This is a genomic window from Mycobacterium persicum, assembly GCF_002086675.1.
In the GTDB taxonomy this organism is placed as follows: Bacteria; Actinomycetota; Actinomycetes; order Mycobacteriales; family Mycobacteriaceae; genus Mycobacterium; species Mycobacterium persicum.
In genome coordinates this window covers 1-25,846 of the sequence record NZ_MVIF01000082.1, presented here as the reverse complement: position 1 = coordinate 25,846, position 25,846 = coordinate 1, and the positions used below count along the sequence as shown (strand labels likewise).

At 65.7% G+C, this 25,846-nt stretch carries 23 protein-coding genes and 1 pseudogene; 10 read left to right on the top strand and 14 right to left on the bottom strand.

The window, feature by feature from the left end; translation table 11 throughout:
* The 7 genes and pseudogenes from BST40_RS20975 to BST40_RS20945 all read right to left on the bottom strand — a co-directional run.
* Positions 1-170 (bottom strand): WXG100 family type VII secretion target (locus BST40_RS20975; RefSeq protein ID WP_208618918.1); only part of this gene is annotated, 170 nt, incomplete at its 3' end.
* Between the two features lie 346 nt (positions 171-516).
* Positions 517-816 (bottom strand): PE family protein, encoded by a 300-nt coding sequence (locus BST40_RS20970; RefSeq protein ID WP_023363989.1) that lies wholly within the window; start codon positions 814-816, stop codon positions 517-519.
* Positions 817-1,117: 301 nt separating this feature from the next.
* Positions 1,118-2,347: a PPE family protein gene (locus tag BST40_RS20965; protein ID WP_075547540.1), complete on the bottom strand. Its 1,230-nt coding sequence runs from the start codon at positions 2,345-2,347 to the stop codon at positions 1,118-1,120.
* Positions 2,348-2,361: 14 nt separating this feature from the next.
* Positions 2,362-2,648: pseudogene (locus BST40_RS20960) on the bottom strand (PE family protein).
* Between the two features lie 136 nt (positions 2,649-2,784).
* Positions 2,785-3,963, bottom strand: coding sequence for a PPE family protein (locus BST40_RS20955; RefSeq protein ID WP_083155354.1), 1,179 nt, complete (start codon positions 3,961-3,963; stop codon positions 2,785-2,787).
* A 1-nt stretch (position 3,964) separates the two neighbouring features.
* Complete coding sequence (locus tag BST40_RS20950) at positions 3,965-4,294, bottom strand: hypothetical protein (RefSeq protein ID WP_083155350.1); 330 nt, start codon at positions 4,292-4,294, stop codon at positions 3,965-3,967.
* 175 nt (positions 4,295-4,469) lie between these two features.
* A complete protein-coding gene (locus BST40_RS20945; RefSeq protein WP_023363981.1) occupies positions 4,470-4,664 on the bottom strand; it encodes a ferredoxin in 195 nt (64 codons plus the stop codon).
* A gap of 231 nt (positions 4,665-4,895) precedes the next feature.
* Between BST40_RS20945 and BST40_RS20940 the strand changes: the two genes are divergently transcribed.
* On the top strand, positions 4,896-6,077 hold the full coding sequence (locus BST40_RS20940; protein WP_075547538.1) for a cytochrome P450: 1,182 nt from the start codon (positions 4,896-4,898) through the stop codon (positions 6,075-6,077).
* A 43-nt stretch (positions 6,078-6,120) separates the two neighbouring features.
* Here the strand turns inward: BST40_RS20940 and eccC5 are convergent, their stop codons facing one another.
* Together eccC5 and eccB are read right to left on the bottom strand one after the other, a co-directional pair.
* Positions 6,121-10,290: a type VII secretion system ESX-5 FtsK/SpoIIIE family ATPase EccC5 gene (gene eccC5 / locus BST40_RS20935; RefSeq protein ID WP_075547537.1), complete on the bottom strand. Its 4,170-nt coding sequence runs from the start codon at positions 10,288-10,290 to the stop codon at positions 6,121-6,123.
* Positions 10,287-11,807: a type VII secretion protein EccB gene (gene eccB, locus BST40_RS20930; RefSeq protein WP_075547536.1), complete on the bottom strand. Its 1,521-nt coding sequence runs from the start codon at positions 11,805-11,807 to the stop codon at positions 10,287-10,289. Before eccB ends, eccC5 begins: the two co-directional genes overlap by 4 nt.
* A gap of 320 nt (positions 11,808-12,127) precedes the next feature.
* Here eccB and malQ point away from each other — a divergent pair, with 320 nt between their 5' ends.
* The 4 genes from malQ (at position 12,128) to BST40_RS20910 (ending at position 16,225) form a co-directional block, all read left to right on the top strand.
* Positions 12,128-14,272, top strand: coding sequence for a 4-alpha-glucanotransferase (gene malQ / locus BST40_RS20925; protein ID WP_083155364.1), 2,145 nt, complete (start codon positions 12,128-12,130; stop codon positions 14,270-14,272).
* Positions 14,273-14,390: 118 nt separating this feature from the next.
* Positions 14,391-15,278: an LLM class F420-dependent oxidoreductase gene (locus tag BST40_RS20920; RefSeq protein ID WP_075547535.1), complete on the top strand. Its 888-nt coding sequence runs from the start codon at positions 14,391-14,393 to the stop codon at positions 15,276-15,278.
* A 16-nt stretch (positions 15,279-15,294) separates the two neighbouring features.
* Positions 15,295-15,786 (top strand): nuclear transport factor 2 family protein, encoded by a 492-nt coding sequence (locus BST40_RS20915; protein ID WP_075547534.1) that lies wholly within the window; start codon positions 15,295-15,297, stop codon positions 15,784-15,786.
* Between the two features lie 142 nt (positions 15,787-15,928).
* The gene (locus BST40_RS20910; RefSeq protein ID WP_075547546.1) at positions 15,929-16,225 is read left to right on the top strand and encodes a hypothetical protein; all 297 of its coding nucleotides are present in this window, start codon (positions 15,929-15,931) and stop codon (positions 16,223-16,225) included.
* A 9-nt stretch (positions 16,226-16,234) separates the two neighbouring features.
* Here the strand turns inward: BST40_RS20910 and BST40_RS20905 are convergent, their stop codons facing one another.
* Entirely contained in the window at positions 16,235-16,663 is a 429-nt protein-coding gene (locus BST40_RS20905; protein ID WP_075547533.1) for a type II toxin-antitoxin system Rv0910 family toxin, read from the bottom strand.
* A 234-nt stretch (positions 16,664-16,897) separates the two neighbouring features.
* Positions 16,898-17,461, bottom strand: coding sequence for a hypothetical protein (locus BST40_RS20900; protein ID WP_075511523.1), 564 nt, complete (start codon positions 17,459-17,461; stop codon positions 16,898-16,900).
* 232 nt (positions 17,462-17,693) lie between these two features.
* Here BST40_RS20900 and BST40_RS20895 point away from each other — a divergent pair, with 232 nt between their 5' ends.
* Together BST40_RS20895 and BST40_RS20890 are read left to right on the top strand one after the other, a co-directional pair.
* Complete coding sequence (locus BST40_RS20895; RefSeq protein ID WP_075547532.1) at positions 17,694-19,562, top strand: DUF4407 domain-containing protein; 1,869 nt, start codon at positions 17,694-17,696, stop codon at positions 19,560-19,562.
* Positions 19,563-19,786: 224 nt separating this feature from the next.
* Positions 19,787-20,236, top strand: coding sequence for a DUF6941 family protein (locus BST40_RS20890; protein ID WP_075547531.1), 450 nt, complete (start codon positions 19,787-19,789; stop codon positions 20,234-20,236).
* 79 nt (positions 20,237-20,315) lie between these two features.
* Here the strand turns inward: BST40_RS20890 and BST40_RS20885 are convergent, their stop codons facing one another.
* Together BST40_RS20885 and BST40_RS20880 are read right to left on the bottom strand one after the other, a co-directional pair.
* The gene (locus BST40_RS20885) at positions 20,316-21,548 is read right to left on the bottom strand and encodes a cytochrome P450 (protein ID WP_083155361.1); all 1,233 of its coding nucleotides are present in this window, start codon (positions 21,546-21,548) and stop codon (positions 20,316-20,318) included.
* Positions 21,549-21,909: 361 nt separating this feature from the next.
* Entirely contained in the window at positions 21,910-22,656 is a 747-nt protein-coding gene (locus tag BST40_RS20880; protein WP_083155346.1) for an IclR family transcriptional regulator, read from the bottom strand.
* Between the two features lie 65 nt (positions 22,657-22,721).
* Here BST40_RS20880 and BST40_RS20875 point away from each other — a divergent pair, with 65 nt between their 5' ends.
* Both BST40_RS20875 and BST40_RS20870 read left to right on the top strand, forming a co-directional pair.
* Positions 22,722-24,062: an FAD-binding oxidoreductase gene (locus BST40_RS20875; protein ID WP_083155357.1), complete on the top strand. Its 1,341-nt coding sequence runs from the start codon at positions 22,722-22,724 to the stop codon at positions 24,060-24,062.
* A complete protein-coding gene (locus tag BST40_RS20870) occupies positions 24,062-24,871 on the top strand; it encodes a DAPG hydrolase family protein (protein WP_075547529.1) in 810 nt (269 codons plus the stop codon). Before BST40_RS20875 ends, BST40_RS20870 begins: the two co-directional genes overlap by 1 nt.
* Positions 24,872-24,878: 7 nt before the next feature.
* Here the strand turns inward: BST40_RS20870 and BST40_RS20865 are convergent, their stop codons facing one another.
* Complete coding sequence (locus BST40_RS20865) at positions 24,879-25,439, bottom strand: TetR/AcrR family transcriptional regulator (RefSeq protein ID WP_083155343.1); 561 nt, start codon at positions 25,437-25,439, stop codon at positions 24,879-24,881.
* 300 nt (positions 25,440-25,739) lie between these two features.
* On the opposite strand from BST40_RS20865, the gene BST40_RS20860 reads away from it, so the two are divergent.
* Positions 25,740-25,846 (top strand): PPE domain-containing protein (locus tag BST40_RS20860; protein WP_142276771.1); only part of this gene is annotated, 107 nt, incomplete at its 3' end.

The following is a 25,846-nucleotide window of genomic DNA, read 5'->3' as shown; positions in this document are numbered from 1 at the left end:
ATGGTGTCCAGCGAGGTGGCCTCGGCCAGACCGCTCCAGCCCGCGCCGGAGATGTTCTGCGAGGACGCCCACATCCGGCGGGCCTCGTCCTCAACCGTCTGGGCGTGCGTCTCGAAACGGCCCGCCATCGCCCGCATCTCGTGCGGGTCGGTCATAAAACGTGAAGTCACCTGAATTTCTCCTTATTGCCTAGATCTTGCCTAGATCTTGCCTAGATCATTTGTCGTCTGTTTGTTGTTTGCGGGTGCGATGACCGGCCGGCTACGCGTTCACGCAACCGCCGACCGGAGAACTATGGATGATCCCCCCTCCCCAACCGACGCCCACCGGGCGTCGGGGTACGCCGACACCGACATCGGGCCCCAACCGCAACATCGAAATCGATGAATGCGCCGTCCCGGAGGACAGCCTCGGCAGCGTGGCACGCTCGCACAATGGCCCCCCGGCGAGAGCTCACCGTAGAACTCACGTCCGTAGCCGCACCCCGCCCCCGGTCCACAACTGCCAGCGTGGGGGTCAGCCCGCAGCGGCGGCGTTGGCGGCCTCGGTGGCCGCATACGAACCGGAACTGGTCGCCAAGGTGTTGACGAACATCTCGTGAATAGCGGCGGCTTGGGCGCTGACCGCTTGGTACATCTGCGCGTGCGCGGCGAATTGAGCCGCGGTCAACGCCGATACCTCGTCGGCGGCCGCTGGCACGACCCCCGTCGTCGGGGCCGCCGCAGCGGCGTTCTGGGCGCTCATCGTGGTGCCAATACCCTGCAGGCTTGACGCCGCCGCGGCCAGAGCTTCCGGCTGTGTGGTCACAAATGACATGCTGTTTTCCTCCCTCGGTTGTCCCCGGCACCGCTCTACTGCAAGAGAGTAGATGACCGCGCGGCGCCAGTTTGCTTTCAACGCCACCATTTAGCAAGTGTTCACGTGTTGGCACGGCAAATTCACCTGTGGTAACGACACAGTAACAGCGGGAAGGGCTGTTTGTCGTCCGCTCAGCAAACTCCCGCCCAAACCCTTGCAAAGTTACGTGTCGACGCCCGTCAAGATCTGCTGACCCCGGCATGCTGGCGCAGTCCGGGTAGGTGATGCGACGTCGGCGAAACACGGCGCAGCCTGGCTGTCAGCCGGCGAAAGGCGGGCGGGCCATGACGGTGGGCCGGAAGCCGTAGCGGGGTCCGGCGCCCGCCGCAGCACCGGCGCCGGCGCCGGCCAGCGGCATGCCACCGAGCAGGTTGCCCGCCCCAGCCTCGGGCGCGGCGGTGATGGTACTCACCGGCAGCGGCGCACCTCCGGGATGCATCGCGCCCGGCAGCTGTCCACTCCACACCGGCGGCACCGACAACTTGCCCACCGAGGCCGCGTTGCCCAAACCCGCCGACACCGGTCCCCCGCCACCGAGCAAGCCGCCCAACCCCGGTAAACCTTTGGCGGCAGCGCCGGCAGCCGCCGCCGGAGCTGACCCGCCGATCAATCCCAAGGTCTTGGCCGACTGGACGAAGTTGTTGGCCATACCGATGCTGAAGTACGGCAACCCCTCGGTGTTATAGAAGAAGCCCGCGTAGGGCGTATAGGCAGTTAGGAACCCCGAAATCGAGTTAGGGAATGTGCTTGTCCCGAACAACACCTGCCACAACCCTGTCAGCGGGCCTTGCGCCGATTGCAGGAAGCTGACCTCGGTCCCGATGGGTCCGGTAATTGGTGCTGCCAGACCTCCCAATGTGGTAGGTATCGCGGAAAGAAATTGATTCAGCGTTTGCTGGGCCGAACCGCCCGAGGTGCCGGTGGCTGCGGCGACGGCCGTGGCCTGGCCAGCCTGGGCGGTAGGACTGGTGATCTGCGGGGGTGACGCGAACGGAGTCACCGCCGCAGCATGGGCCGAGTTGCCTGCGTAGCTGTACATCGCCGCGGCATCTTGGGCCCACATCTCGCCGTATTGAGCTTCCAGCGCCGCAATCACCGACGTGTTCTGCCCGAAGACATTGGTCGCAATGGCCTGGGCTAATTGTGCGCGATTGGCCGCAATCAGCGGTGGGGGCACGACCGCGGCAAACGCGGTCTCGAACGCGGCCGCGGCCGCCCTGGCCTGGGCAGCGGCCTGCTCGGCCCGAGCCGCCGCGGCACTCGTCCACGCCACGTACGGCGCTACCGCCTCGGCCATCGCCGCCGACGCCGGCCCCATCCACTCCTCACTACTGAGCTGAGTGATCACCGTCTCATAACCCGTAGCCGCCGAACTCAACTCGACCGCCAAGCTATTCCAGGCCGTCGCCGCAGCCGCCATCGGCGCCGACCCCGGACCCGAATACATCCGCCCCGAATTGACCTCCGGCGGCAACGCACCAAAATCCATCACCTTATTCCTTTCTAACCGGCCGCGGCCGCATTGGCCGCCTCGGTGGCCGGATAGGACCCCGAGCTCGTCGTTAACGGGCTGGCAAACATTTCGTGCATCGCGGCAACCTGGGAGCTCAGGACCGGATACATCTGGGCATGCGCCGCGAACCGCACCGACACCTCTTCACGGCTGCCGCAACGACGCCGGTGGTCTGAGCCGCCACAGCCGCGTTCCGGGAGCTCAACGCCGAGCCGATCCCCTCCAATGTGCTAGCGGCTACTGCCCGCGCGTCTGGCTGTGTTGTCACCAACGACATCTGATCTCCTCCTCAATTACCTTTAGGCTCATAGGGTCTGGGAGCGTGGCTACTAACGGCATGGCTCGATTCGGGCGCTCGAGCAGCGTCGGGCCGCATGTCACTCACTGTGGTGGACCACGGGTGCTTCATCGCTCTACCCGGCCGACGGCGGGCGGGTAAGGACGCTGTAGCGGAAGCCATACCGGTGTCCAATGCCGCCGCCGCGCCGAGCGGCACCCGACCCCAGCGGTATTCCACGGAGTAAACCCTGTACTCCTCCCTGGGAGTTGGTGCTGACGTTGGCGCTGACCAATCCCGCTGCGGCATGCTCTGCTTCCGCAGAGGAACCGACCCAAGTCGGCGGTACCGACAGTGAACCAACCTTGTTTGCGCTGGCTAGACTTGCCGACGCGGCAGCACGACCGGCCCCGGTACCCAGGCCGGCGAATTGTGGTGTCGCGTACCAGGCGCCGCCGGAACCCGCGGTTGTTCCGCTGCCGAACGTCAACTGCTGCCCGATCGAGGCAATGAACTGCGGAATGCCCATGGCGAAGTACGACAAGCCCAGGGTGCGAACCACTGAAACTCTTTGCGCGTTATTGATCGAGCCCAGCGTCTGCACAATCCACCAATCGTTGGGATTCACCGAGCCGGCTAACGCGGACGTCGAAAGCTGCTGCAGCAGTTGAGGTACCGCCGCAGTCGACACCAAACCCGGATCCGCCGACGACAACGCCGGCGCAGAGGTGCCTGCAGGCGTGGCCGCAGCCTTGGCCACCGCCGCTGATTGAGCGGCCAACCCCGCTGGATCGGTGGTGGTTCCGGGATCTGCGAATGGAGTCAATTCCGAAGCAGTCGCCGATGCGCCGGCATAGCCGTACATGGCGGCGGCGTCCTGGGCCCACATCTCGGCGTATTGCGCTTCGGTAGCGGCAATCGCCGGTGTGTTCTGCCCGAAAAAATTGGTCGCGATCAGGGTCGTCAGTAAGACGCGGTTGGCCGCAATCACCGGCGGCGGCACGGTCATCACAAACGCCGTCTCATAGGCCGCGGCGGCAGCCCTGGCCTGCATACCTGCTTGCTCCGCTAGCGCAGCGGCAGCACTCAGCCATGCGATATAGGGCCTGGCTGCCGCCACCATCGACAGCGACGCCGGACCAACCCATGGCGAACTGGTCAGTTCGGCTATCACCGATTCGAATCCGGACGCAGCCGCGGCTAACTCCGCGGCCAGATCATCCCAGGCTGCGGCGGCAGCCATCATGGATCCCGATCCCGGGCCGGCATACATACGGCCCGAATTGATTTCCGGCGGTAATGCCCCGAAGTCCAACTCAACCCCCCTTAGCCACCACGATCGCAGTCTCGATGCGATCGCGGCAGGTGCGCGATGAATCCCCCAGTGCGGCCACAAACCGGTTGCCAGACAACGGGTTCGGGTCCCCGAGGATCTGACCGGATCCGACTTGCGATGCAACGGACTGCTGCGAGGTATCCCGCTCGCTTGCTCTTGGAGCCGGCCAGCGCGGCTGCGGGCTTTCACCGTTGAGGCCGATACTGGAATCTGCGGCGGCCACCGCGACGGCCACTTCAGGATGTATGGTCACCAACGACTTGCTCTCAGCCTTGAGAAAACCTTTCAGGATACCAACGTCAATTGACACCTAAATCGTTGCGGAACCGGTTCATAGAGAACACATTAGATTGCCGATCCGGCGACGGGCACCGGTGACGCCAACAATTCATTCCCCGCAAACTATTGTTAAGCTGCCGTTAAGTTCACAGCTTGGCCGGCGGCACGCCACCTGCGCAAACGCACCAACGGCGGCGTGTAGTGCGTCAGTCCTCGTCGAGAATGAGTGCCATCTCCGGGCACGCGGCCACACCGTCACGGGTCAGCTGCGCATCCTCGGGCCGCACCTGGTGCTCCTCGAGGATCGAATAGCCCGACTCGTCGATCGGGAACAACTCCGGATCGACTGCGTAGCACTGGGCGTGGCCCACACATCTCGACCGTTCGAGACGAACCTTCACGGGTTTCCTTTCTCGGTCAGGCGTCCGCGCGGGACGGGCCAAAGCAACTCGATAGGTAGATTAGCGGGCCGAGACGGGCTGCGAGACTGCCACCGGGTGCGGCGGTTGTAGGTGTGCCCATTCGTCGGATTGGTGAGAATTTGCCGCGCGTGCGATATTTCTGGTGTCAGCACGGCTTTGGCTGCGTCGGCCACCGCGGTAGACGAGAACGATGACGAGAGACTGGAGCGCATGAGCACGACCGAAGGCAGCCATGCCGGTGCGTTTTACCTACCGCGGCTTGAGTATTCGACGTTGCCGATGGCCACCGACCGAGGCCTCGGATGGAAGACGTTGCGCGACGCGGGGCCAGTGGTGTTCATGAACGGCTGGTATTACCTGACCCGCCGCGAAGATGTGCTCGCGGCACTTCGCAACACCAAGGCCTTCTCGTCGCGCGAAGCGCTGCAACCGCCGGGAAATCCCTTACCGGTGGTACCGCTCGCCTTCGATCCGCCGGAGCACACCCGGTACCGCAGGATCCTGCAGCCGTATTTCAGCCCGGCCGCCTTGGCGAAGGTGCGGCCGGCGCTGCTGACCCACACTATCGCCATGATCGATGCCCTGGCCCCCCGGGGTGAGTGTGAGGCGATGGCCGATTTCGCGAATCTGTTCCCGTTTCAGCTGTTTTTGGTGCTCTACGGTCTGCCGGTGGCTGACCGTGATCGCCTGATTGCCTGGAAGGACGCCGTTATTGCCATGTCGGACCGGCCGTACCCGACCGAGGCCGATGCGGCCGTCACGCGTGAACTGTTTGAATATCTCGCACAAGCGATCACCGAACGCAAACAGAACCCAGGCCCGGACGTCTTGTCACAGGTGCTCATCGGCGATGACCCACTGAGCGAGATCGAGGTGCTGGGGCTGAGTCACCTGCTGATCCTCGCCGGGCTGGACACCGTGACCGCGGCGGTGGGGTTTTCCCTGCTGGAACTCGCGCGGCGGCCGGAGCTGCGCGCCATGCTCCGCGACAATCCCAAGCAGATCCGGGTATTCATCGAGGAGATCGTCCGGCTAGAGCCATCGGCCCCGGTGGCACCTCGAATCACCACCCGGGTCATCGAGGTCGGGGGTATGACACTACCCGCGGGTTCCCCGGTGCGACTGTGCATGGCCGCGGTAAATCGCGACGGCACCGACGCGGTGTCCACCGACGAGTTGGTCATGGATGGAAAAGTGCACCGCCACTGGGGATTTGGTGGCGGGCCGCACCGCTGCCTGGGTTCTCACCTGGCGCGTTTGGAGCTGACCCTGGTGGTCGGCGAATGGCTGAAGAGGATTCCCGATTTCGGCCTGGCGCCCGGATACACGCCCGAGATCCGGTTTCCGTCAAAATCCTTCGCGCTCAAGACGTTACCGCTGCGTTGGGGCTGACCTCAGCGAACCTCGGCCCGCCCCAACACGGCGCTGAACGGTCTTACCTTCGCCACTCGGTGGCGGCGACCTGAACGAACACCCCGGTGTCCTCGGCCATCAGCAGGCCGCGGCCACGGGGCAGCGGACCGCCCTTCATCTTGCCGCGGATGAAGCCCTCGTCGGGATCGGCGTCCATCACCAGCAGTGGCGCATTGGCCTGATGCAGCGCGCGCAGCATCGGGTCGCTGCCTGCCGAAGACCAGCCGCCGAAGGTACGGGTGACGATCACGTGCAATCCGACGTCGGCAGCCCGGTTGACGAACGGAACAACCTTGTGCAACGGCGAATCGAAACCCGGCGGCAGCTGCTGGATGTCGTCAACGATGAGGAAGATCTCCGGCCCGCTCCACCACGACCGCGACAACAGCTCCTCGGCCGACAAACCGGGCGGCGGCTCACGGCCCGCCAGATTCGCCGACAGCTCACCCATCATCGCGACAACGCCGTCGAGGTTGTAGGCGAACTTCTCCACATAGTCCGAGCCCAACGCGGTCAGCAGCTGACGGCGCGGGTCGACCAGCCAAACCTGCGCGGAGGGACGTCCGGGCGGTGGCGGCGGCGCGCTGCTGGCGCCCGGCGCGTAGAGTCGGCCGATTTCGGACATGATCGTCGCCAGCGTCGTCGTGCGCCCGCATTCGCGTCGACCGGTCACCATCAGGTGCGAGTTCTCGGCGAAGTTGAGGTAGACCGGCTGCAGATCCAATTCCGATATCGCCCAAGCGATTCCGCCGGCACCCACGCCTTGACGGGTGTCACGGGCGGCCAGCTCGCGCACCTGTTCCACGCCGAACCGCGCCGGCAGGCGGCGCACCGGCGGGGCTTGGGCGGTGGTCAACCGGCTCACCGCCGCGACCACGCTGTCGCACTCGAAGACGTTGTCGGGCGTGCTGCCCAGCGCCGGCCGCGCCACCAGGGTGTGCAGACCCGCCTGCGGGTCGCTGTCCAATCGGACGTAGTTGACCGCGACCATGCCGCGGCCGGGCTTGACGGGAACGTCCTTGGCGAAGCGGGAACGCACCAGCTTGGCGTCCTCCACCGCGGCCAATCGCAGTTCGACCCGCGAGCCGAAACCGCTGCGCACCGGCGGGCGCAGCTCCGACTCGCGATCCGCGGTGACCACCACGTGCACCCCGAACGACGGGCCCTGATTGATGATCAGGTTGACCTGCTCGATCAGCACCTCATTTTCTTCGGCCAGTGCCCGGTAGTTGTCGATCACCAGGTACACATCGCCGAACCCGTCGTTGGGCACCGGCCCGGCTTCTCCGCCGAACTTGCGCCGGCGGAACATCTCCATCGACGCGATGCCGTGTTCGAGGAAGCTCCGTTTGCGCTCGCGCACCAACGCCAGCAATTCGGCCACGGTCCGGCGCACACCATAGGGGTCGGTGGGACCGGCGACCTCGCCCACATGCGGGAAGCGCGCCACCGTTGTCAGCGCGGTGCTGCTGTACGCCAAGCAGTAGAACTGAACTTGCTCCGGGGTATGGGTCAGCGCCGCCGAGCAGATCAGCGTCTGCAGAGCGGTGGTCTTGCCCGAACCGCCCGCGCCCAGGATCAAGACGTTGGCACCGGGGCCTGAGGTGTCGACCGTCCATGGTGGCTGATCGTGCTTGAAGGGCCGGTCGATGATCCCGATCGGGAACACCAGATTCCGGGCCGAACCGTAGTCCTTCTGCCACGGGTGGCCGAGGAACCGGTTGACCAGCTCATCGATGGCTACCGGAACGGTCAGGGGCGGCTGCCACAACCGGTAGGGCTCGAACTTGATCTTGCGCAGCTGATCGATGATCACCGTGCCGACCTTGGGGGTCCGCACGCCTTCCTCTTCCTCCTCGGCCTCGGCGCCCTCGCCCTCGATCACCTCGCCGTTGGCGTGTGCGACGACCGCCTCGATTTGCGGCCCGCCCACGCTCACCTCCAGCGGCGTGAACGAGTTGGTGAATAGCTGCGGCCGGATGTAGTCGATGTTGTGCACTAGAACCGGCGCTTCGTCACCGTCAATGGTGCCGCCAGGGGCGTAGTAGTCGCGCCAGAGGAACTCGGCCTGGAAGCGGGTGATGTCCTCGAGGCTCCGGCGGAAATAACCCAGACCGGCCTGTGCCGGCAGGTTTACCGCATTCGGCACGCCGGCGGCCTGGGCGGCCCCGGCGGTACGCGCCTTCAGCACCAGGCGATAACCCATGTTCTCCATGAGCTTTTCGGCCCGGCTTTCGATGGTCTGCGAGGCCATCATCAAATGGATCCAATACGCGCGACCCTGCCGACCGATCGAGTCGAGCACGTCGACCGCGGTCGGCATGATCCGGAACCATTCGTAGAACTCGTCGATGACCACCACGAGCATCGGTAGCGGCGGCATATCCTGACCGCGGGCCCGCATCCGGAGGCGTACCGAGTTGTACTCCTTGGCGTCGTCGACACCGGCGCTGTCGCATACCGCCTTACGGCGGGCGATCTCGCCCCACAACGCATCCAGGAAGCGTTCCATCAACGCCTGGTCTTCTTCGAGGTCGGTGATGATGCGCGACACGTGCGGCACACCGGCGAACGGCTTGACCGCCGAACCACCCTTGAGGTCGGCCAACACGAACTGCAGTTCCTCGGGCGGATGGCTCAGCATCAGCGACTCGATCACGGTTCGCACCAGCGTCGACTTACCCGAACCCGTCGTCCCGGACATGACGCCGTGCGGGCCGTCACCACCTTCGTCCAGCGACTTCATGTCCAAGAACAGCAGTTCGCCGTTGTCGGAGCGGTTACCGAACGGCGCCCGCAATCGCGACCGGCCCATCGTATCGGTGCGGTTGCCCCACAGCGAGTCGAAGTCGATGCTGCCCGGGTCGTCAATTCCGTAGTAGGACAAGATGTCTCGGGCACCGATGTGGGCCACCCGCTGACCGATCTCCTCGTAGGCCTCGGCGAGCCGCCACTGCGCCAACTTCTGGGAGAACTCTTCGGCCTCCGCGATGCTCATCTGATCGCTCAGCGCGAAGAACCAGGCCTTGTCGTCGATCACCATCCAGGTGTCGCGGTCGCGCGGCAGCGCCTCGATCACACCTTTCTCGTCGAATTCCAGCTTGCGCTCCGGGACCTCGGTCCACATCGAAGAGCCGGTCAGGTCGAAAAACGTCACCCCGTCCACGCCTTCGGCGCTGATGACGTACTCCCACTGTGGGTCGTCGACGTCGGCGATGATCACGGTGTGCGGTGTCGGCGTCTGCGCCGACGAGCTGGCGTGCCGGGGCGTGAACGACCCGCGGCCGGCGAACAATTCGGCTTGCTCGGCGGCGAACTCACGAACCGAGCTGTAGACCATCCGCGCATTGCCGGCCGCATCGTGACGGCGTGAGTCACCGAAGTGCGGAAGCCACTTCACCCAGTCCCACTCGTCCAGATCGGAACTGACCACGATCAACTGAACATGGTCCGGCCCGTGGGAGAACGTCAGCTGGCAGATGATCGCCCGCATCAACCCCAGCACCTGCTCACGGGTCCCGACGAGCGCATACCACGGCTCGACCAGCAGCGAGACCATCTTCGGCAGGTTGTAGACGACGCTTTGATAGCGTCCGAACTCCTGAAGTGCCTTACCGGTCACCGGCTCGAGCTCGATATCGGTCGGCATGTTCTGCGGCTCACCCCAGGTCACCTCAGGCCGCGTCATTCCCACGCCGACGCGCACCACGCCGAAGTTGAGATCCTTACCGTCGGGTTTGCGCTCCCACATCCGGGGTGATCCCACCGCTGCCGCCAGTGTGGTGGGCGCCGGGTGGAACCACCGGTAGTTGGAGTCCATGCTGTCGGCCGACTCCTGGGCCGTCTCGCGCAGCATGTCCAGCATCAACATGAACTGAGCACGCATCGCGTCCAGTTTGGGACGGCTCATCTGCTGCTGGCCGCCGAACCGGCCGCCGAACATCATCATCATCATCCCGCCGACCATGAAGATCGGGAAGATGGCGCCGGCGCCGCCGAACACGCGTGAACCGCTGGCGAACGTCATCGCGACCATGCCGCCCAGCAATCCGATCACGACGACGCCCACCACGATCAGCCACCAGGGCTTGCCCTCCGGCGGCGGAATGCTCAGCGGCGTCGGCAGGACGATGTTCTCCGGCTTGATCACCGGCGGCTTTTCCGCCGTCGGCCGGGCAAAACCACGTTTCACTTGGGCACCACCAATTCTGCGGGGGTCATGTCCATGGGTAGGGTGTCGTGTTCGACCAGCGCATCGGCTCTAGACAGCGTGGGGCCCTGCGGCAGCAGCCGCAGCGCCACCCACGGGGCCATGCTCGGGGCCAGGCTCAGACCCAACGCCTCGCGGGCTTCCTTGCTGTCCTCCACCCCGAACCGCGCGCCCGCGTCGGTGAGCCACCACAGCGATTCGGTGGTCTGAGCGGCCGGGTTGTTGCCGGTGACGGCGACGAAGTTGGCGTAGTCGGGTCCGAAATAGACGTGGTCGGCTTCACGGCCGCTCATGTCGGCCTTCACCAGGTCAACCACCTTGTGCATGTCGTGGGTCGCGACCGGGATGGTAGGCCCGGAGATCACCTTGACGCGGGCCCGGTTCTCACCCCTGGTCCGTTCCCACCACCAGCACGTCGACGGATTTTCCCGGATGTCCAGCACATTGAGCGGTTCATCCGGGTAGGCGGACAGATCAATCCTGTTGACGACGGGCATCTTGGCCAACGCCGAGGGTTCCACTGTCACCGGCTTGGTGTTTCCCGGCCGCCCGGCATTCTGCATGATCTGCGCCACCAAGGGCGGCAGGGTCTGCACACCGTCGGCCAAGACCAGCGAATACTGTTGCGGCCCACTGATTTGCGGCGTGACGAGCACCGTGCCCACCGGACCGGGAGCGCCGGGGAAAGTCGCCGGCGCACCCGCGTTGGGCACTTCGGGCACCAGCAGCTCGGGCCCCACCGGCAGCGCGTCATAGAGCGCATGGCTCATCGGTCGGGCCTGACTGACCTGTTCCGGCGTCAACCCCAGCGGCAGCAGCACCGACCGGTTCGTGGCGTCGATGCGGGACCGGCGCCCCTCGCGGATCACCCACGCGTCTCCGCCATAGCTGAGCACCACGGCGTCGGAACCCTTCAACACCCGCCGGTGGCTGCTGAGATCGGGAGTGCCGTCAATGACGGTGACGGAGACCCCTTGCGACGACCCGAGGCTCGACGAAGTGGACACGGTGTCACACACCAGCCACGACGACGACGGCGGACTCTTCGGGTAGAACTGGTTCGGCGCACCCGGGATGCCCACCAGCGGCCCGTGCGGTTGGTTGGCGATCTGGCTTCCCTTCACCAAATGCGGGTTGTCCGGCCGCCCGGTGATCAGCCGTGCCGACGCCAAGTTCAGCGCGGGATACAACCGGTCCCCTACCCGGACGAAGAGCGCGCCCGAATCCCGGTCGGCGATGATCGGCGACTCGTTCAGCTGGCCCGACGGACTGATGAACGACCACAGCAACGCGCCCAGGCAGATCACCAGGGCCGCAGACACCGATGCCACCACCGCCAGCGTCTGCCGCCGGCCGGGTTCGATCTCCATGCGCACCCGCCAGCGGGTCAATGCCATCGCGGTTCGGCGCGCCAGGAACTGATAACCCGTCACCTGGGTCCGCGTGGACAATCCGAGGCCGTACCCCGACCCCCGCTGCCCGCGGCTCTCTTCAGCCACGCTAGATCACCTTCCGGTCTGTTCAGAACGCCTGGATATTGGCCGAAATATGTGGAGAAATGCTGACGACATCGATAACCGTAGGGCACCCGAAAGGACGGCGCCATACGGCCCTTACCGCACTAGATCCCCCAAGGATTCGTCATGTCTTCATTGCATCGTAGCGACCGATCGCCGTCTCGGCGCGCGGAAATGTTGCGGCCGGTTTAACGTCTCTGAGCTGGGAAGTAAACGCGCGGTGCGGTGGGCCCACGGCGAACCGGACAAGCCAGACCGCCCCGCCGTCCGCGCGCAGCGATGTTGCACGCAAGATGGGCGCCATGACTGAGCTCGCGCCGTCGCTGGTCGAACTTGCCCGTGCACTCGGCATCGCCACCGAATACCAGGACTGGACCGGCCACGACGTGCGCGTCTCCGCGGAAACGCTGGTGGCCGTGCTGGCCGCGTTCGGCATTGCCGCCCGCACCGAGGAGGAGCGCAACACCGCACTGGCCGAGCAACTCCGGTCGTACTGGGCCCGTCCGCTGCCGGCCACCATCGTCGCTCGCGCCGGCGCGCCGACGCGGTTCTGGGTGCACGTGACTCACGGCGCCCCCGCCGACGTGTGGTTGCGCCTCGAGGACGGCACGGTACGCGGCGGGGTGCAGCAGATCGACAACTTCACCCCGCCGTTCGTCCTGGACGGACGCTGGATCGGCGAAGCGAGCTTCGTGTTGCCCACCGACCTACCGCTCGGGTATCACCGCGTGCAACTGCGCTCCGGGGACGACGAGACCAGCACCGCGCTCATCGTCACGCCGGACTGGGTCGGGCTACCGGAAAGGCTCGGCAACCGTCGAGCCTGGGGCCTGGCCACCCAGCTCTACAGCGTGCGGTCCCGACGGTCGTGGGGTATCGGCGATCTCACCGACCTGGCGGACCTGGCGCTGTGGTCGGCCTACCGGCACGGCGCCGACTATGTCCTGGTCAACCCGCTGCACGCGGCGGCACCGACAACACCCATGGAGCCGTCGCCGTACCTGCCGACCTCGCGGCGCTACTTCAACCCGCTCTACCTGCGTGTGGAGGCTATTGCGGAGTTCGGCGAGCTGGCCAAACGCAGCCGAGTCCGGCAGCTGCGCACCGACGCGCAGCACCGGGCGGACCGGCGCGACACCATCGACCGGGACAGCGCGTGGCGGGCCAAGCGCAAGGCTCTCGAGCTGATCCACCGAGTGCCTCGATCGGCAGGGCGTGAGCTGGCTTACGCCGCGTTCCGGGCCCGGGAGGGCCGCGCCCTGGACGACTTCGCCACCTGGTGCGCACTCGCCGAAAAATACGGCGGTGACTGGCATCGATGGCCGAAGTCGTTGCGGCATCCCGATGCCCCCGGTGTTGCCGGTTTCGTGGACAAACACGCCGACGCGGTCGATTTCCACCGGTGGCTGCAATGGCAGCTCGACGAACAGCTTGCCGCGGCGCAGTCCGAGGCCACCCGGGCCGGAATGTCGTTGGGCATCATGCATGACCTCGCGGTCGGCGTCCACCCCGACGGGGCCGACGCATGGGCCCTGCAGGACGTGCTGGCGTCGGGCGTGACCGCCGGCGCGCCACCGGATGAGTTCAATCAGCTCGGCCAGGACTGGTCTCAGCCGCCGTGGCGACCCGACCGGCTCGATGAGCAGGAGTATCGACCGTTTCGCGCTCTCATCCGGGCTGTGCTGCGGCACGCGGGCGGAGTCCGGATCGACCACATCATCGGGCTGTTCCGGCTGTGGTGGATCCCAGCGGGCGCGGCGCCGACTCATGGCACGTATGTGCGATACGACCACGAGGCGATGATCGGCATCGTGGCGCTGGAAGCGCATCGGGCCGAAGCCGTGGTCGTCGGGGAGGATCTCGGCACCGTCGAACCGTGGGTGCGTGACTATCTATTCTTGCGCGGCCTGCTGGGCACCTCCATTCTCTGGTTCGAGCTGGATCGGGACGGAAATGGCGGTCCGCTTCCGGCCGAGCGCTGGCGCGAGTACTGCTTGTCGTCGGTCACCACTCACGACCTGCCGCCGACGGCGGGGTATCTGGCCGGCGACCACGTGCGGCTGCGCGAGTCTCTCGGTTTGCTGACCCGGCCGGCGGAAGCCGAACTCGAGGCACATCGGGCCGATCAGGACGCCTGGATCGCGGAATTGCGACAGGTCGACCTGCTGGCGGACGGGGCCGAACCCGACCCGCAGCAGACCCTGTTGGCCCTCTATCGATACCTCGGTCGAACACCGTCACGCCTGCTGGGAGTGGCATTGACCGACGCAGTCGGCGACCGGCGGACGCAAAACCAGCCAGGCACCACCGACGAGTACCCCAACTGGCGGGTTCCACTGACCGGTCCCGACGGCAAGCAGCTGCTGCTCGAGGACATCTTCACGGACAACAGGGCAGCGACCTTGGCCGACGTGATGCGAGCCGTGACGTCTCCCGCGGTCACCTGAGCATCGTCCTGTTAGCGTCGGATGTCGTGACATCCCTGAGGTGCGTCAACGGCCGTCGTGCGGCGAAAGCCCAGGTGCTCCCCGCGGCTGATGCCACCGATCCTCGCCGGGCGCGCCGATGACGGCCACGCCCTCGGTGGCGGTGGTCGCCCCGGTTGCCGACGGCGTCACCGCGGATCCGGACTGGATGACCGCCTTCGCGCTGCACCTCGAGGCCTGCAACTTCGAATCGATCATCGTCGCCGAGCACACCGTCCTGGTCACCAGGTACGACAGCGTGTACCCGTATGACCGTTCTGGACGGGTAGGGCTGGCCGCGGGCTGCCCGATTCCCGATCCGCTCGATCTGCTCGCGTTTCTGGCCGGTCGGACAACGCGGCTCGGTTTGGCCACCGGAGTCTTGGTGCTGCCCAACCACCACCCCGTGGTGCTGGCCAAACGCGCTGCGACGATCGATGCCCTCTCCGGCGGCAGGCTGCGGCTGTGCGTGGGAGTGGGATGGCTCAAAGAAGAGCTCGAGGCCTGCGGGACGCGGTTCGACAGCCGGGGCCGCAGGGCCGACGAACAGTTGGCGGTGCTGCGGACACTGTGGGCCGACCAACCGCACGGCGCTTCTCACCACGGCGAATTCTTCAGCTTCGACAACGTCATGTGCTACCCCAAACCGGTTGGGAGGCTTCCGATTCACATCGGCGGCCACAGCAGGGCGGCCGCGCGCCGGGCCGGGCGCTTCGGCGATGGCTTCCAGCCGCTCGGCGTGGCCGGGCCGCAGCTCGCCGCACTGATCGCGGCGATGCGTGCGGAGGCGTCCTCGGCCGGCCGTGATCCGGCGTCTCTGGAGGTCTCGTTGGGCCACCTGGTGACCAAGATCGACAGCGAACGCGCGGCCCGCCTGGTCGATGAGGGCGCCCACCGGATCGTGCTGGGCATGCCGTCGACCACCGATATCGAGCAGGCCAAAGACATCGTGTCGGGGTGCGCTCAGCGTCTGGGATTGGCTTCTTGAGGTCTCTTGAGGCCTGATGCCCCCTCCTGAGTGTCTTGCGCCGGCCGATCTGCTGGCGCTCAGCGATCTGGTGCACCGGTATGCGGCCCGCGTCGATGACCGCGAATTCGACGCTGCGGCCCGCCTTTTCACTGCGGCAGCCGAGCTGACGACACCCGACCCGCCCGCCACACTGACACCGGTCCATTCGCACCGGGGCCAAACGGCCATCGCCACCGCCATAGCGGCCGTCGCCCAAACCATGCGCACCGAACACGCGATCGTCGGGGAGGTCTATGAGCAGGCATCAGGGCCGGGTGTCGCGCGAGGGCGTATCACCTGCATCGCGCACCATTGGAGCCGGCGCGGCAATGACCTGGTCGACGTGGTCTGGCATCTGCGGTACGACGACGAGTACCAGCTCACCGAATCGGGCTGGCGAATCAGCAGTCGCGCCTTGACGATCAACGCCATTGAAAGCCGGCCGGTACGCCGATTGCTGCCGCGCGACCAACCTCCGCCGGCGTGAGCGCCGCTGGCTCCGCGTACATGCGCTTGCACCCCACGGCAAGCGATGTCGTTTGGCCATGCGGCATTTCGGGTAATTCCGAAGTTGCTGACCGATCCCGTCGGTTTGCCGGCCCGGAGACCGCACAGTGCAGGAGGCGTTCATGGGGAGCATCTCGCGCCATGCCATCCACCGACGTCCATATGCCCGCGACTCGGCGGAACGCGTCAACGATGCCCAGCATGCGCCCGGTCTGGTTGTCGTCGTCGGTGCCGTACTGGCTTTCGTGGTGTCCCTTGCCAATTTCGCACTCGGACAGGTAGGACTTGGCCTCGCGGCCGCCATCGGCGGACTGCTCTCGTTCGGCGCCGGTCTGGCTTGGCTTGCCATGGAGCGCAGGCGAATTCGCGAAGCCGAACGGCAGCGCCCGTTCGGCCAGCCGGAGCGGCCGGAGCGGTAGCAGTACCGGCTACTGCAAAGCCGCGAGGTTGTCCACCGAGTTCTGAATCTCGCGGCGCAGAACTCTGGCGACGAGACGCCCAACCGGCCCGCCGAGCAGACCGCCTTTCAGGTCAGCCGTCAGATGGAAATCCGACCCGGGATGGTTGGCGGCCACGGTCACCGTGACAGCGATCCGGATTCCGCCCCGACCGCAGCCATGCAGTTGAATCGAGGTCGGCTCGTCATACTCGGTGACGGTCCAGTGAACGACGTTGCGGAAACCCTTCACCTTGATCAGTGACGAGACGCGGACGCCCTCGTCGATCGTCGACGGCACCTCCCCGCGCCACCCTCCAAAAATTGTCATCCATTCGTCGAATCGGTGCAGGTCGGAGGCAATTTTCCAGGCAGACTCCGGATCGACGTTGGATGACGTTGACACCTCTACGTGCGCCATGTGTTAACCCGCTCCCTGGTTCGGCGGCCCCCGGGCTCCAGACCGGCCGTAGCCGGGCCATGCGTTCGGGGTTACATACCCAGGCGCCGCGGGCCGATAAACGCCGATAGACTCCGATAAACCCCGACAATCCGCCGGGCCGCCGTCCGCGCCGACGAATCCGGCCGATCGCCGGCCCAATCCCATTGCCGCAGAAGCAGTCGCAAGCCAACCGTTACCCTCGCCGGCTTGCGGCTAAATTCCTTTCCAGGCGGTATCCAACTGAGCGGCCACATCGATGACCTGGGCGGCCTGCGATTGCGGTGAATCGATCTCCTCAGCGACGTACTGGGCGATGAACCGTCGGATCTCGCCGTCAACGCCGGCCAGAATGCGCAGCACCTCCCCGCGAATCGATTTGGACGACACGTTGACGGTGATATCGGAGGGACGCGGTTTGGCGACGTCGACGATCAGCAGCAGCGGCTCGGCAGCACGTGCGGTGGCGCGCAGCGCGATATCTCCGGCCACCTTGAACCGTTGCTTGTCGAGCCGGAGGTCCAGTAGCAGGTCGATCGACAGCGGGATGTGGATCACAAACGTGATGAGGTCACCGAGCTTTCGGGTCACACGCGGCTCGTTGATCTTGACATGCGCGCTGACCTTGGCGATCCCTCCGGGGCCTTGGGCGATCGGTTCCATGTCGAATTCGCTGCCGGCAATTTCGGCGAATGATGCCGCCACCCGCTCCGGTGTGACGGCAACCTCGAAGAATCTGCGGCCGAAGTCTTCGTAGGTGAGGTAATCGTGATGTTGCATAGGCTTACACCGTCTCACGTCAACTGCCGTAACGGTCGCTGATCGGTTCGCGTCGCGCGAAAATTTGACGTCATTCGACGTCGGATGGACCAGCGGTCCAGTCCCCCACCGCCGCAGTGTGATCTGCGACATCTGCTGCGCGTTGTGAACAACGCCACAAGCGGCCGCTTCGATTCGATAAGTCGGGCGGCGGCCTGCCACGCTGGAAGTACCTGGAGGTGTTTGGAGTCTCATGTGCGCCCACGAAAATCCTGATCAGCGCTCGGTCGCAACCCGGATCGAGGGACTGCTGACCTGGCTCGGCGGCGGACACTGGGGTGAACTCGGTGAGCGTCACGAGCGGTCAACCCACGCCGTTGCCGGCGCCGTGGTGGCCTTCGGATCCGGGCTGGCCTGGCTGGTGGCGAGCTTGGCGGTGAGCGAATCGACGGGCTCGCCCACCTGGGCCGTCGTTGCCGTCACCCTCGTGTTCGCCCTGCTGGTCGGCGCGGTGGTCCGCGGTACCGCTGGCGGACCAGGCCGGGGCCGTTCCGGCATCGCGGGACGCGTCGGGGTCGCGCTCGCCGTCGGTGTCGTGGTCGGCGAGCTCGCCGCGCTGGTTGCGTTTTCTGGCGCCGTCGACCAGCGCCTCGACGAACGGGCCCTGCGCAACGCGGACTCGGTGCCCGCTGTCGCACAGGCGTCGGCGTCGCTGCAACAGTCCCGTGCCGCGCGGGCCGCGCTCGACAACGGGGTCGAACAGGCCCGGGGGCATCTGGACACGGCTCTGGTGGTGGCGCGCTGCGAATACCACCCCACACCGGGTTGCCCGCAGACCAGGATCACGGGCGTTCCCGGTCAAGGACCCGAAACGCGAACGGCCAACGAGCTTCTCGCCGATGCGCAGCGCGAATTGGACAATGCGTTGGCGGCCCGCGACCGTCAGGCACCCGAACTCGACGCCAGGGTGCGGGAGGACCAGGAGGCCCTCAACACGGCTCGCCACGCGGTGGTCGCCGACGCGGGCCGCGGGCTGGGCACTCGCTGGGAAGCGATGAACGGGGTAACCCTCGCCAGCGCAGGCGCGTTGGTGCTGCGGGCGCTGCTGATCGCGTTCTTCGCGCTGGTGTATCTGCTGCCGCTGATCCTGCGGCTATGGCGTGGTGAGACGACACATGACCGCCACGCGGCCGCGCGCGCCGAGCGGGACCGCGCCGAACTCGAGGCCGAGACCGCCATCGCGATCAAACGCGCCGAAGTTCGCCGCGCTGCCGAAATTATGTGGGCCGAGCATCAACTGACCCAGACCCGCCTGGCGATCGAGGCACAGGCCGAAATCGACCGCGAACAGCAACGCCGTCGTGTCATCGAAGCGCTGGAGCTTCCGGTGCGGGCGTCGTCGCAGCGTCCTTTTGAAGCAGTCGAGCCAGTCGAGGAAGTAGAGGAAGACATGTATCTGCCTATCGCGGCCGAAGCAGAGGCCGCCAGCCGCGCCGTCGCCCAATTGCCGGCTGGAACAGCGGATCGCCTCGCTCAAACACCGGAACAGCTTCCGGCGCAGGTCGACTCGAGCGGCACGGTGGCAGCCGATGAGACCGAGCGCGGCGGCCCGCTGATTCCGTCGATTCCGGACGCCACCAAGGCGGCGGCGCGATGGATTCGGCCGTTGATGCCCCCGTTCGTGGCGCGGGTGATCGACAACACCGCTCAGCCGCTGCGCACCGCACGGCAGGTGTTCGAAGAGGTCGAAGAAATCGCGTTTTCGTTCAAGCGCACCCGCAAGGTCACCGTCAACTCCGAAAGTTCCGACAGCTCCGACAGCTCCAACAGCTCCAACAGCAGACGTGAGCCGGCGCCTCAATCCCCCGTCGCGGAGGCCCCAGCCGGCGTGAACCGGATCGAATCGTCACGTGGCGAGGCCGATACCGGCAGCTACGACGGAAACTACGAGGGGCTGAGCCGCAGCGAGCGATACCAGCCGTTGGAGCAATCTCCGGAAGATCTGGCCGGGTTGCCGATGGGATCGACCGGACGTGCGAACCGGCGTGGGCTGGTCGGGCGGGAGCGACCGGCCGAGCTGAGTTCCCCCGATGGTCCGCGTCAGCTGCCCCCCGGTAAGTAACCCCGGTAAGTAACATGGTGCGACACACGCTGGTCGGCAGCATGCCGGGTCAGGTCGCATAGGATTCTGTCAGCGATGGTATCTCTGCAGGCGCCATCCTGACGGTGCCCACCAGCCCCGGCATAACGACGGACAAGGACAGGATCTCGTGGGTCTCTTGACGGCAGCACAGGACGCGTTCTCACGGTGACATCCCGATTGCCGATCGCAATGCCGGCGGCCTCATGAAGGTCAGCCTTTTACTGGCGGACGCAGCGCAGGCCGACCCCCAGTCGGGTAAGGTCCACGCCCTCGGGCTGGGCTGGCGGCAATGCCAAACACCCACTCCTCCTTTCGCTTTGGTGCTTTTTCTGGACATCGACTGGGATGAGACCAACCAACAGCACAAGTTGACGTGCCAACTGCTGACCACCGATGGAGATCCGGTGGTAGTGACCGGGCCACAAGGCCCGCAGCCCATGCTGTTCGAAGCCGCCGCCGAGGCAGGCCGGATGCCCGGGGCGATTCATGGCACTTCGGTCCGGATGCCGCTTGCCCTCAACATCCCGCCGGGAATTCCGTTGGAACCGGGACTCTACGAGTGGCGGGTGGAGGTGGAAGGCTTCGAGCAGGCCACGGCGGTTGAGGCTTTCATCGTGACCGGCGGAGGCCATTCGCCGATGGGTTTCGACTAAGAAGAGCTTCTGAAATAGCCAGGTTACCAACCGCTTTCCTAGAATGACGGCGCCATCGGCAGGACGGCAGCCTGACGAGTTACCGCACGGTCAATTCGAGACGCTCGAGGCGGCGCACCAGGATGCTCGGCAACCACTGCCCGACATCGGCGGCCTCGATCACCGACGTTCGTTCGAGCAGCTGGCGCACAACGATCTGGGCCTCCAGGCGTGCCAGCGCTGCGCCGACGCAGAAGTGCGCGCCCTTCCCGAAACTGATGTGGCCCTTGCCTCGTCCGCGGTCAAGGCGGAATTCACCTGGCGTTTCGAACTGAGCCGGGTCGCGGTTGGCCGCGCCCCACAACAGCAGCAGGTGCGAATCAGCCGGCAGGTCCATCCCGGCGAGGCTGGTGTCGTGTCGCACGTGCCGGTAGTGACCCCGAAAAGGCGCCTCGTAGCGCAGCGTCTCCTCGATAAAGGCTCCGAGCCGGTCCGGGTTGTCGCGCACCTGCCGCTGGATGTCCGGACGGGTTGCCAGTATCCAGGTCGCACTGCCCAGCAGCGAGGCGGTCGACTCTCCCCCGGCGGCGAACAGGGTGACCATCATGACTTGGGCGGTGAGCGTGTCGATTTCGCCTGATGCGCAGGCGGCGGCAAGCTCCCCCAGCAAATTGGCCTGCGGACCGGCCGCCGCCCGGCTGAATTGCTCGGAGATGTAGCCGCTGAGCTCCATCACGGCGATGCCCGCGGCGGCGAGTTGCTCGTGACTGACCAACCCCTCGAGCAGTTGCGTGGCCGCGTAGCCCCACTTCACCAGCTGGGTCGTGTCCGCGTCGGGCACGCCGATGAGTTGGGCCACGACCATCATCGGCAGCCGGTTGGCCATCGCACCCATCCATTCGATCCGGCCGTCGCGCAGCCCGTCGACCCAGAGCCTGCTTGCGGTCTGGGCGGTAAACTGCTCGATGGCGCGGATTCGCTTGGCCGCCAAGTGGCGCACCAACAGCTTGCGATGCAGTGCGTGGGCAGGATCGTCGGCGGTGGCCAGCACATGGGTCGGCCCGCCGAGCGCGTCCATCTCGAACGGCTTGACGGTGCCGTCGGTCGTGTAGGTCATCGCGGCCGTCAGGTTCGAAGAGAAGTCCTCGGGGCGGCTGACGGCGTCGTGCACGGCATCCCAACCGCATACGGCATAGAACGAGGAGTCAGCGATGCGATGGACCGTTCCGGCGGCATGCATGCGCTCGTACAGAGGGTAGGGATCTTGCAGGCATTCGGCACCGAAGAAGGTGCTGGCATCGATGGAGCATGTCCGGAGTCCGGCGGAACTCATCCGGTGATCCATCGCCCGCTCTGGGCGACGGCCCCGGCGGCACGGCGAACACTGCACACGGGTGTCATTGCGCGTCCTTTCTACGTGGTATGCACTCGGGCCGATCGACCGAGAATTCATCCGCGGCATGGCTCAGCAGGGACCTTCACCAGAGTGGTCGGTGGACACACCGGGCGTCAACGACGCGGCGACAATTGAACGACAATTGAAACGGGCATTGCCCGATGCCCCGTCGGGTTGTCTCACCGCGAGGCTCAGACCTGCGGGGCCGGCGGCATTGACCGCCGTCGCTGTCTCAGCTTCGAGAAAAACAAGCTGCTATTCCGTTGGGCCGTCAACGTCGCATTGCGCTCGGCGTTGCTCAGCGTGTCCAGGCGGGCGAGTCGGCCGCACTGCGCAAAGCTGAAACGATGCGGTCTTCTTTTTCCACGAAGCGCTCAGTCGGCGTGGGCACCGAGATCGCGATCACGTTGTCGCCCAACGCTCGTCCGGCGATGGCGGCCGCCGAAATCCCCGGGGTGTGCTCGTCGCGATCGAAAGCAATTCCGGTGCTTCGGATTTCAGCGATTTCACGACGGAGTGCCGCGGCGACTTCGGGGGTGAAGCTGGCGAGGGCGGCCGCTGCGGCGGTCTCGTCAAGTGCGGCGAGCGCCGCCTTTCCGTTGGCGGTCCCGTTCAGCGGGAATCGGACGCCGATTGCCGAGACGGCGCGGAGCCGGTGTGACGACTCGATTTGGTCGATGAACCACATCTTCTGGCCGCGCAGAATTGACAGGTCGACGGTCTCGCCGCCGGTGGCGGTTGCCACTCGCTCGATGGTCGGGCGGAATACTGCCGCGATATGGGCTCCGGTGGCGTTGCCGAAGCCCAGCAGGCGTTCACCGAGGGAAAAGTGGCCACGGTCGTCGACGCTGGCCAAGCCGACTTCGACGAGACCGACCAGCAGGCGGCGAGTGGTCGACTTGGCCAGCTGTAAGCGCTCGCTGAGGTCGACCAGACGCAACTGGCCCGGATCGGCGGCGATTTCGTCCAATGCGGCTGCCGCTCGGCGCAACACCTGGATACCCTCGTCGCGATTCGTCCGGGCATTTCGTTCCGTTCGCGGCACAATTCCACTATAGTGGTCCGCATCGTGAACTTTAAAGAACCGAAATGTGGATCAGAGGAGATCTGGTGAGCGCACTTCCTGGCGGGCGACACTTTTTCCGCGGCGATGACGGTTACGAGGCCGCACGCCGTGGCTCGGTGTGGCATCAACGAGTGCCCGAACGTTATCCCGAGGTGATTGTGCAGGCTGTCGATGCCGACGACATCATCGCGGGCCTGCGCTACGCCAGGGCCAACGGCCACAAGGTCAGCATCGTCTCGGGCGGGCATAGCTTCGCGGCCAGCCATCTGCGCGACGGCGCCGTTCTCCTTGACGTCAGCCGTCTCGACCACGCGCGGATCGATGGCGAAAACATGACGGCCGTCGCCGGCCCGGGCAAGGGCGGCAGCCTGCTCATGGCCGAATTGCAGGCCCAGAACCTGTTTTTCCCCGGCGGCCACTGTAAAGGCGTCTGTCTCGGCGGCTACCTGCTGCAAGGCGGGTACGGCTGGAACAGCCGGATTTTCGGCCCCGCCTGCGAAAGTGTCATCGGACTCGACGTCATCACCGCCGACGGCGAGCAGATCCATTGCGACGCAGACAATCACCCCGATCTGTACTGGGCCGCCCGCGGCGCCGGCCCGGGCTTTTTCGGGGTCGTCACGTCGTTTTACCTCAAGCTCTATCCCCGCCCGGCCGTCTGCGGCACCAGCGTGTATGTGTACCCGTTCGACGTGGCCGACGAGATCTACACCTGGGCCCGCAACGTCAGCGCCGACGTGGATCGCCGCGTCGAGATGCAGATCCTGGCCACCCGCAGCGTCCCCGAGATGGGTCTCGACATCCCGGCCATCGTGATGGCCTCGCCGGCGTTCGCCGATTCCGAAGAAGAAGCCAAAGCCGCCCTCGCGGTATTCGACAGCTGCCCGGTCATCGATCGGGCGCTGGTGAAAAACCCCTATATGCCAACGGATTTGCCCACCTGGTACGACGTGGTGATGACCCACTACCTGGGCGACCACCGGTACACCGCGGACAACATGTGGACCTCGGCGTCGGCCGACGAACTGTTACCGGGCATCCGCACCATCCTCGACACGCTGCCACCGCACCCGTCGCACTTCCTGTGGCTGAACTGGGGGCCGTCCCCGGCCCGCCAGGACATGGCCTACAGCATTGAAGACGAGATCTACCTGGCGCTCTACGGCTCCTGGAAGGACCCGGCCGACGACGACAGGTACGACGACTGGGCGCGGTCCAACATGGCGGCGATGTCGCACCTGGCCACCGGCATTCAGCTCGCGGACGAAAACCTCGGCCAGCGGCCGGCTCGGTTTGCCACCGATGCGGCCATGGCGCGACTGGACCAGGTACGGTCGACCTACGATCCCGACGGCCTGTTCAACAGTTGGATGGGACGAATCTGATGACCGGCGATCTCTACCTGGGCTATCGCAACGACGACGCCAAAACGCCGTTCGCCAAGTTCTTCAAACCCGAAATGGCGGCCCTGCCAACGCATGTCGTCGAGGCGCTACAGCATGGCCCGCAAGGCGGAATGGCGTTGTTGGCATTCGAGGACGCCGCAACCGTTGCCGACGAGGGCTATCACCAGACCGAGAACGGTTACGGAATTCTCGAGGACGGCAGCTTCCAGGTCTCGGTCCGCACCGATATGCCCGGAGTCACCCCGGCGATGTGGGTCTGGTGGTTCGGCTGGCATGGGTGCGACGCCCGGCGGTACAAGCTGTGGCATCCGCGAGCGCACCTGTCGGCCGCCTGGAAGGATGGTGACGACGCGGGCCGTCAAGGCAGTCAGCGCTACCTCGGCCGCTGGTCGATGATCAGCGAGTACATCGGTTCGGCAATGCTCAATGCCGCAATCCAATTCGTCGCACCCTCGGCCCTGGGCCTGCCGCCAGATTCCGACGATGCGGTGGCGATCTGTGCCCGGCTGGGCTCGGGTGACGCTCCGGTGGACGTCGGATGGTTCGTCCACCAGATTCGGTCGACGCCGGGCGGCTCGGAGATGCGTTCGCGGTTCTGGATGGGCGGCCCGCACATCGAAGTTCGCAAGGCCCCGGGTGTGGCGTCGAAGGCGGTGCGGCCCATCGCGGCACGGGTGCTCGGCAACCCGGCAGCCACCGCTCGCAACCTACTGGTGCACTGTGCACAGGAGATGAATCATCTCGCGGGATTCCTGGCCGAACTCCACCAAGACTTCGGTGACGAATAGGCGATCCTCAGTTGTGTTGGGCAAATGCCGGGGCAACGAAGTTCTGCACTAGCAGGTGCTCGGCCTCCTCGTCTTCGCCCGGCCAATAGACCAACGACAGCACGACGCGTACCACCCATTTGGCGGCTTGCTGATCACCGCCGGCGAGGCCGGCAAGGTCGGTAGCAAACTGGGCGGTAAGCGGCGACTCGGCGAGCCAGGCCACCTGACGAGTGCCGCCGCGAATCGAACCGACCATGAGCTGGCACAGCGGGTCCGAGCGGATTTGCTTGATGGTCAACATGATTGCGGTGACGAGGCGTTCCACCCCGCTCAGCGGCTCGACGGCCGTGCGCACCGAGTCCACAATGCGGTGCGCGGTGCGCCGGACGACGGCGTTACGGATCTCGGTTTTTCCACCGACGTAGCGGTAGATGGTCGCTCGGGAACAATGAACGCGGGTGGCCAGCTTGTCGATATCCAGCGCATTGAGTCCGTCGCGGGCGATGAGGTCGGTTGCGGCCTCGTAGATCCGCTCGGCGGCGGCTTCGCGGCGGTCCGCTCCGAGGAGCCAATCGTCGACGGGCACGTGGTATCGCGTCCTTTCGTCGAGAACGTCGAGAGCATCGAGAGCATCGAGAGCATGGGCAAATTTTCTAAGGTTGAGACAAAGGTAACACCTTTTCTCACCATTGGTGCAGGTCCCGTTCTCGTGCTGAGACGGCCCCCGGCCGGGGCCCCCACCGACCCATTTCAACTTGTCGCCATGCCGTTGACCTGCATGTTTCCGTTGGTCAGGGTAGTTGGACGACTTCTTCGTCACCGGGCTCGCCGGCTGCCGGGCGGTCGTGGGCTGTCGTTGGCGGCTGCTGGATGAGGAGGCTGGGCGATGAACTTTTCGGTACTGCCACCGGAGATCAATTCGGCTCTCATATTCACCGGGGCGGGCGCGGAACCGCTGTTGGCGGCCGCGACGGCCTGGGGCGGGCTGGCGCA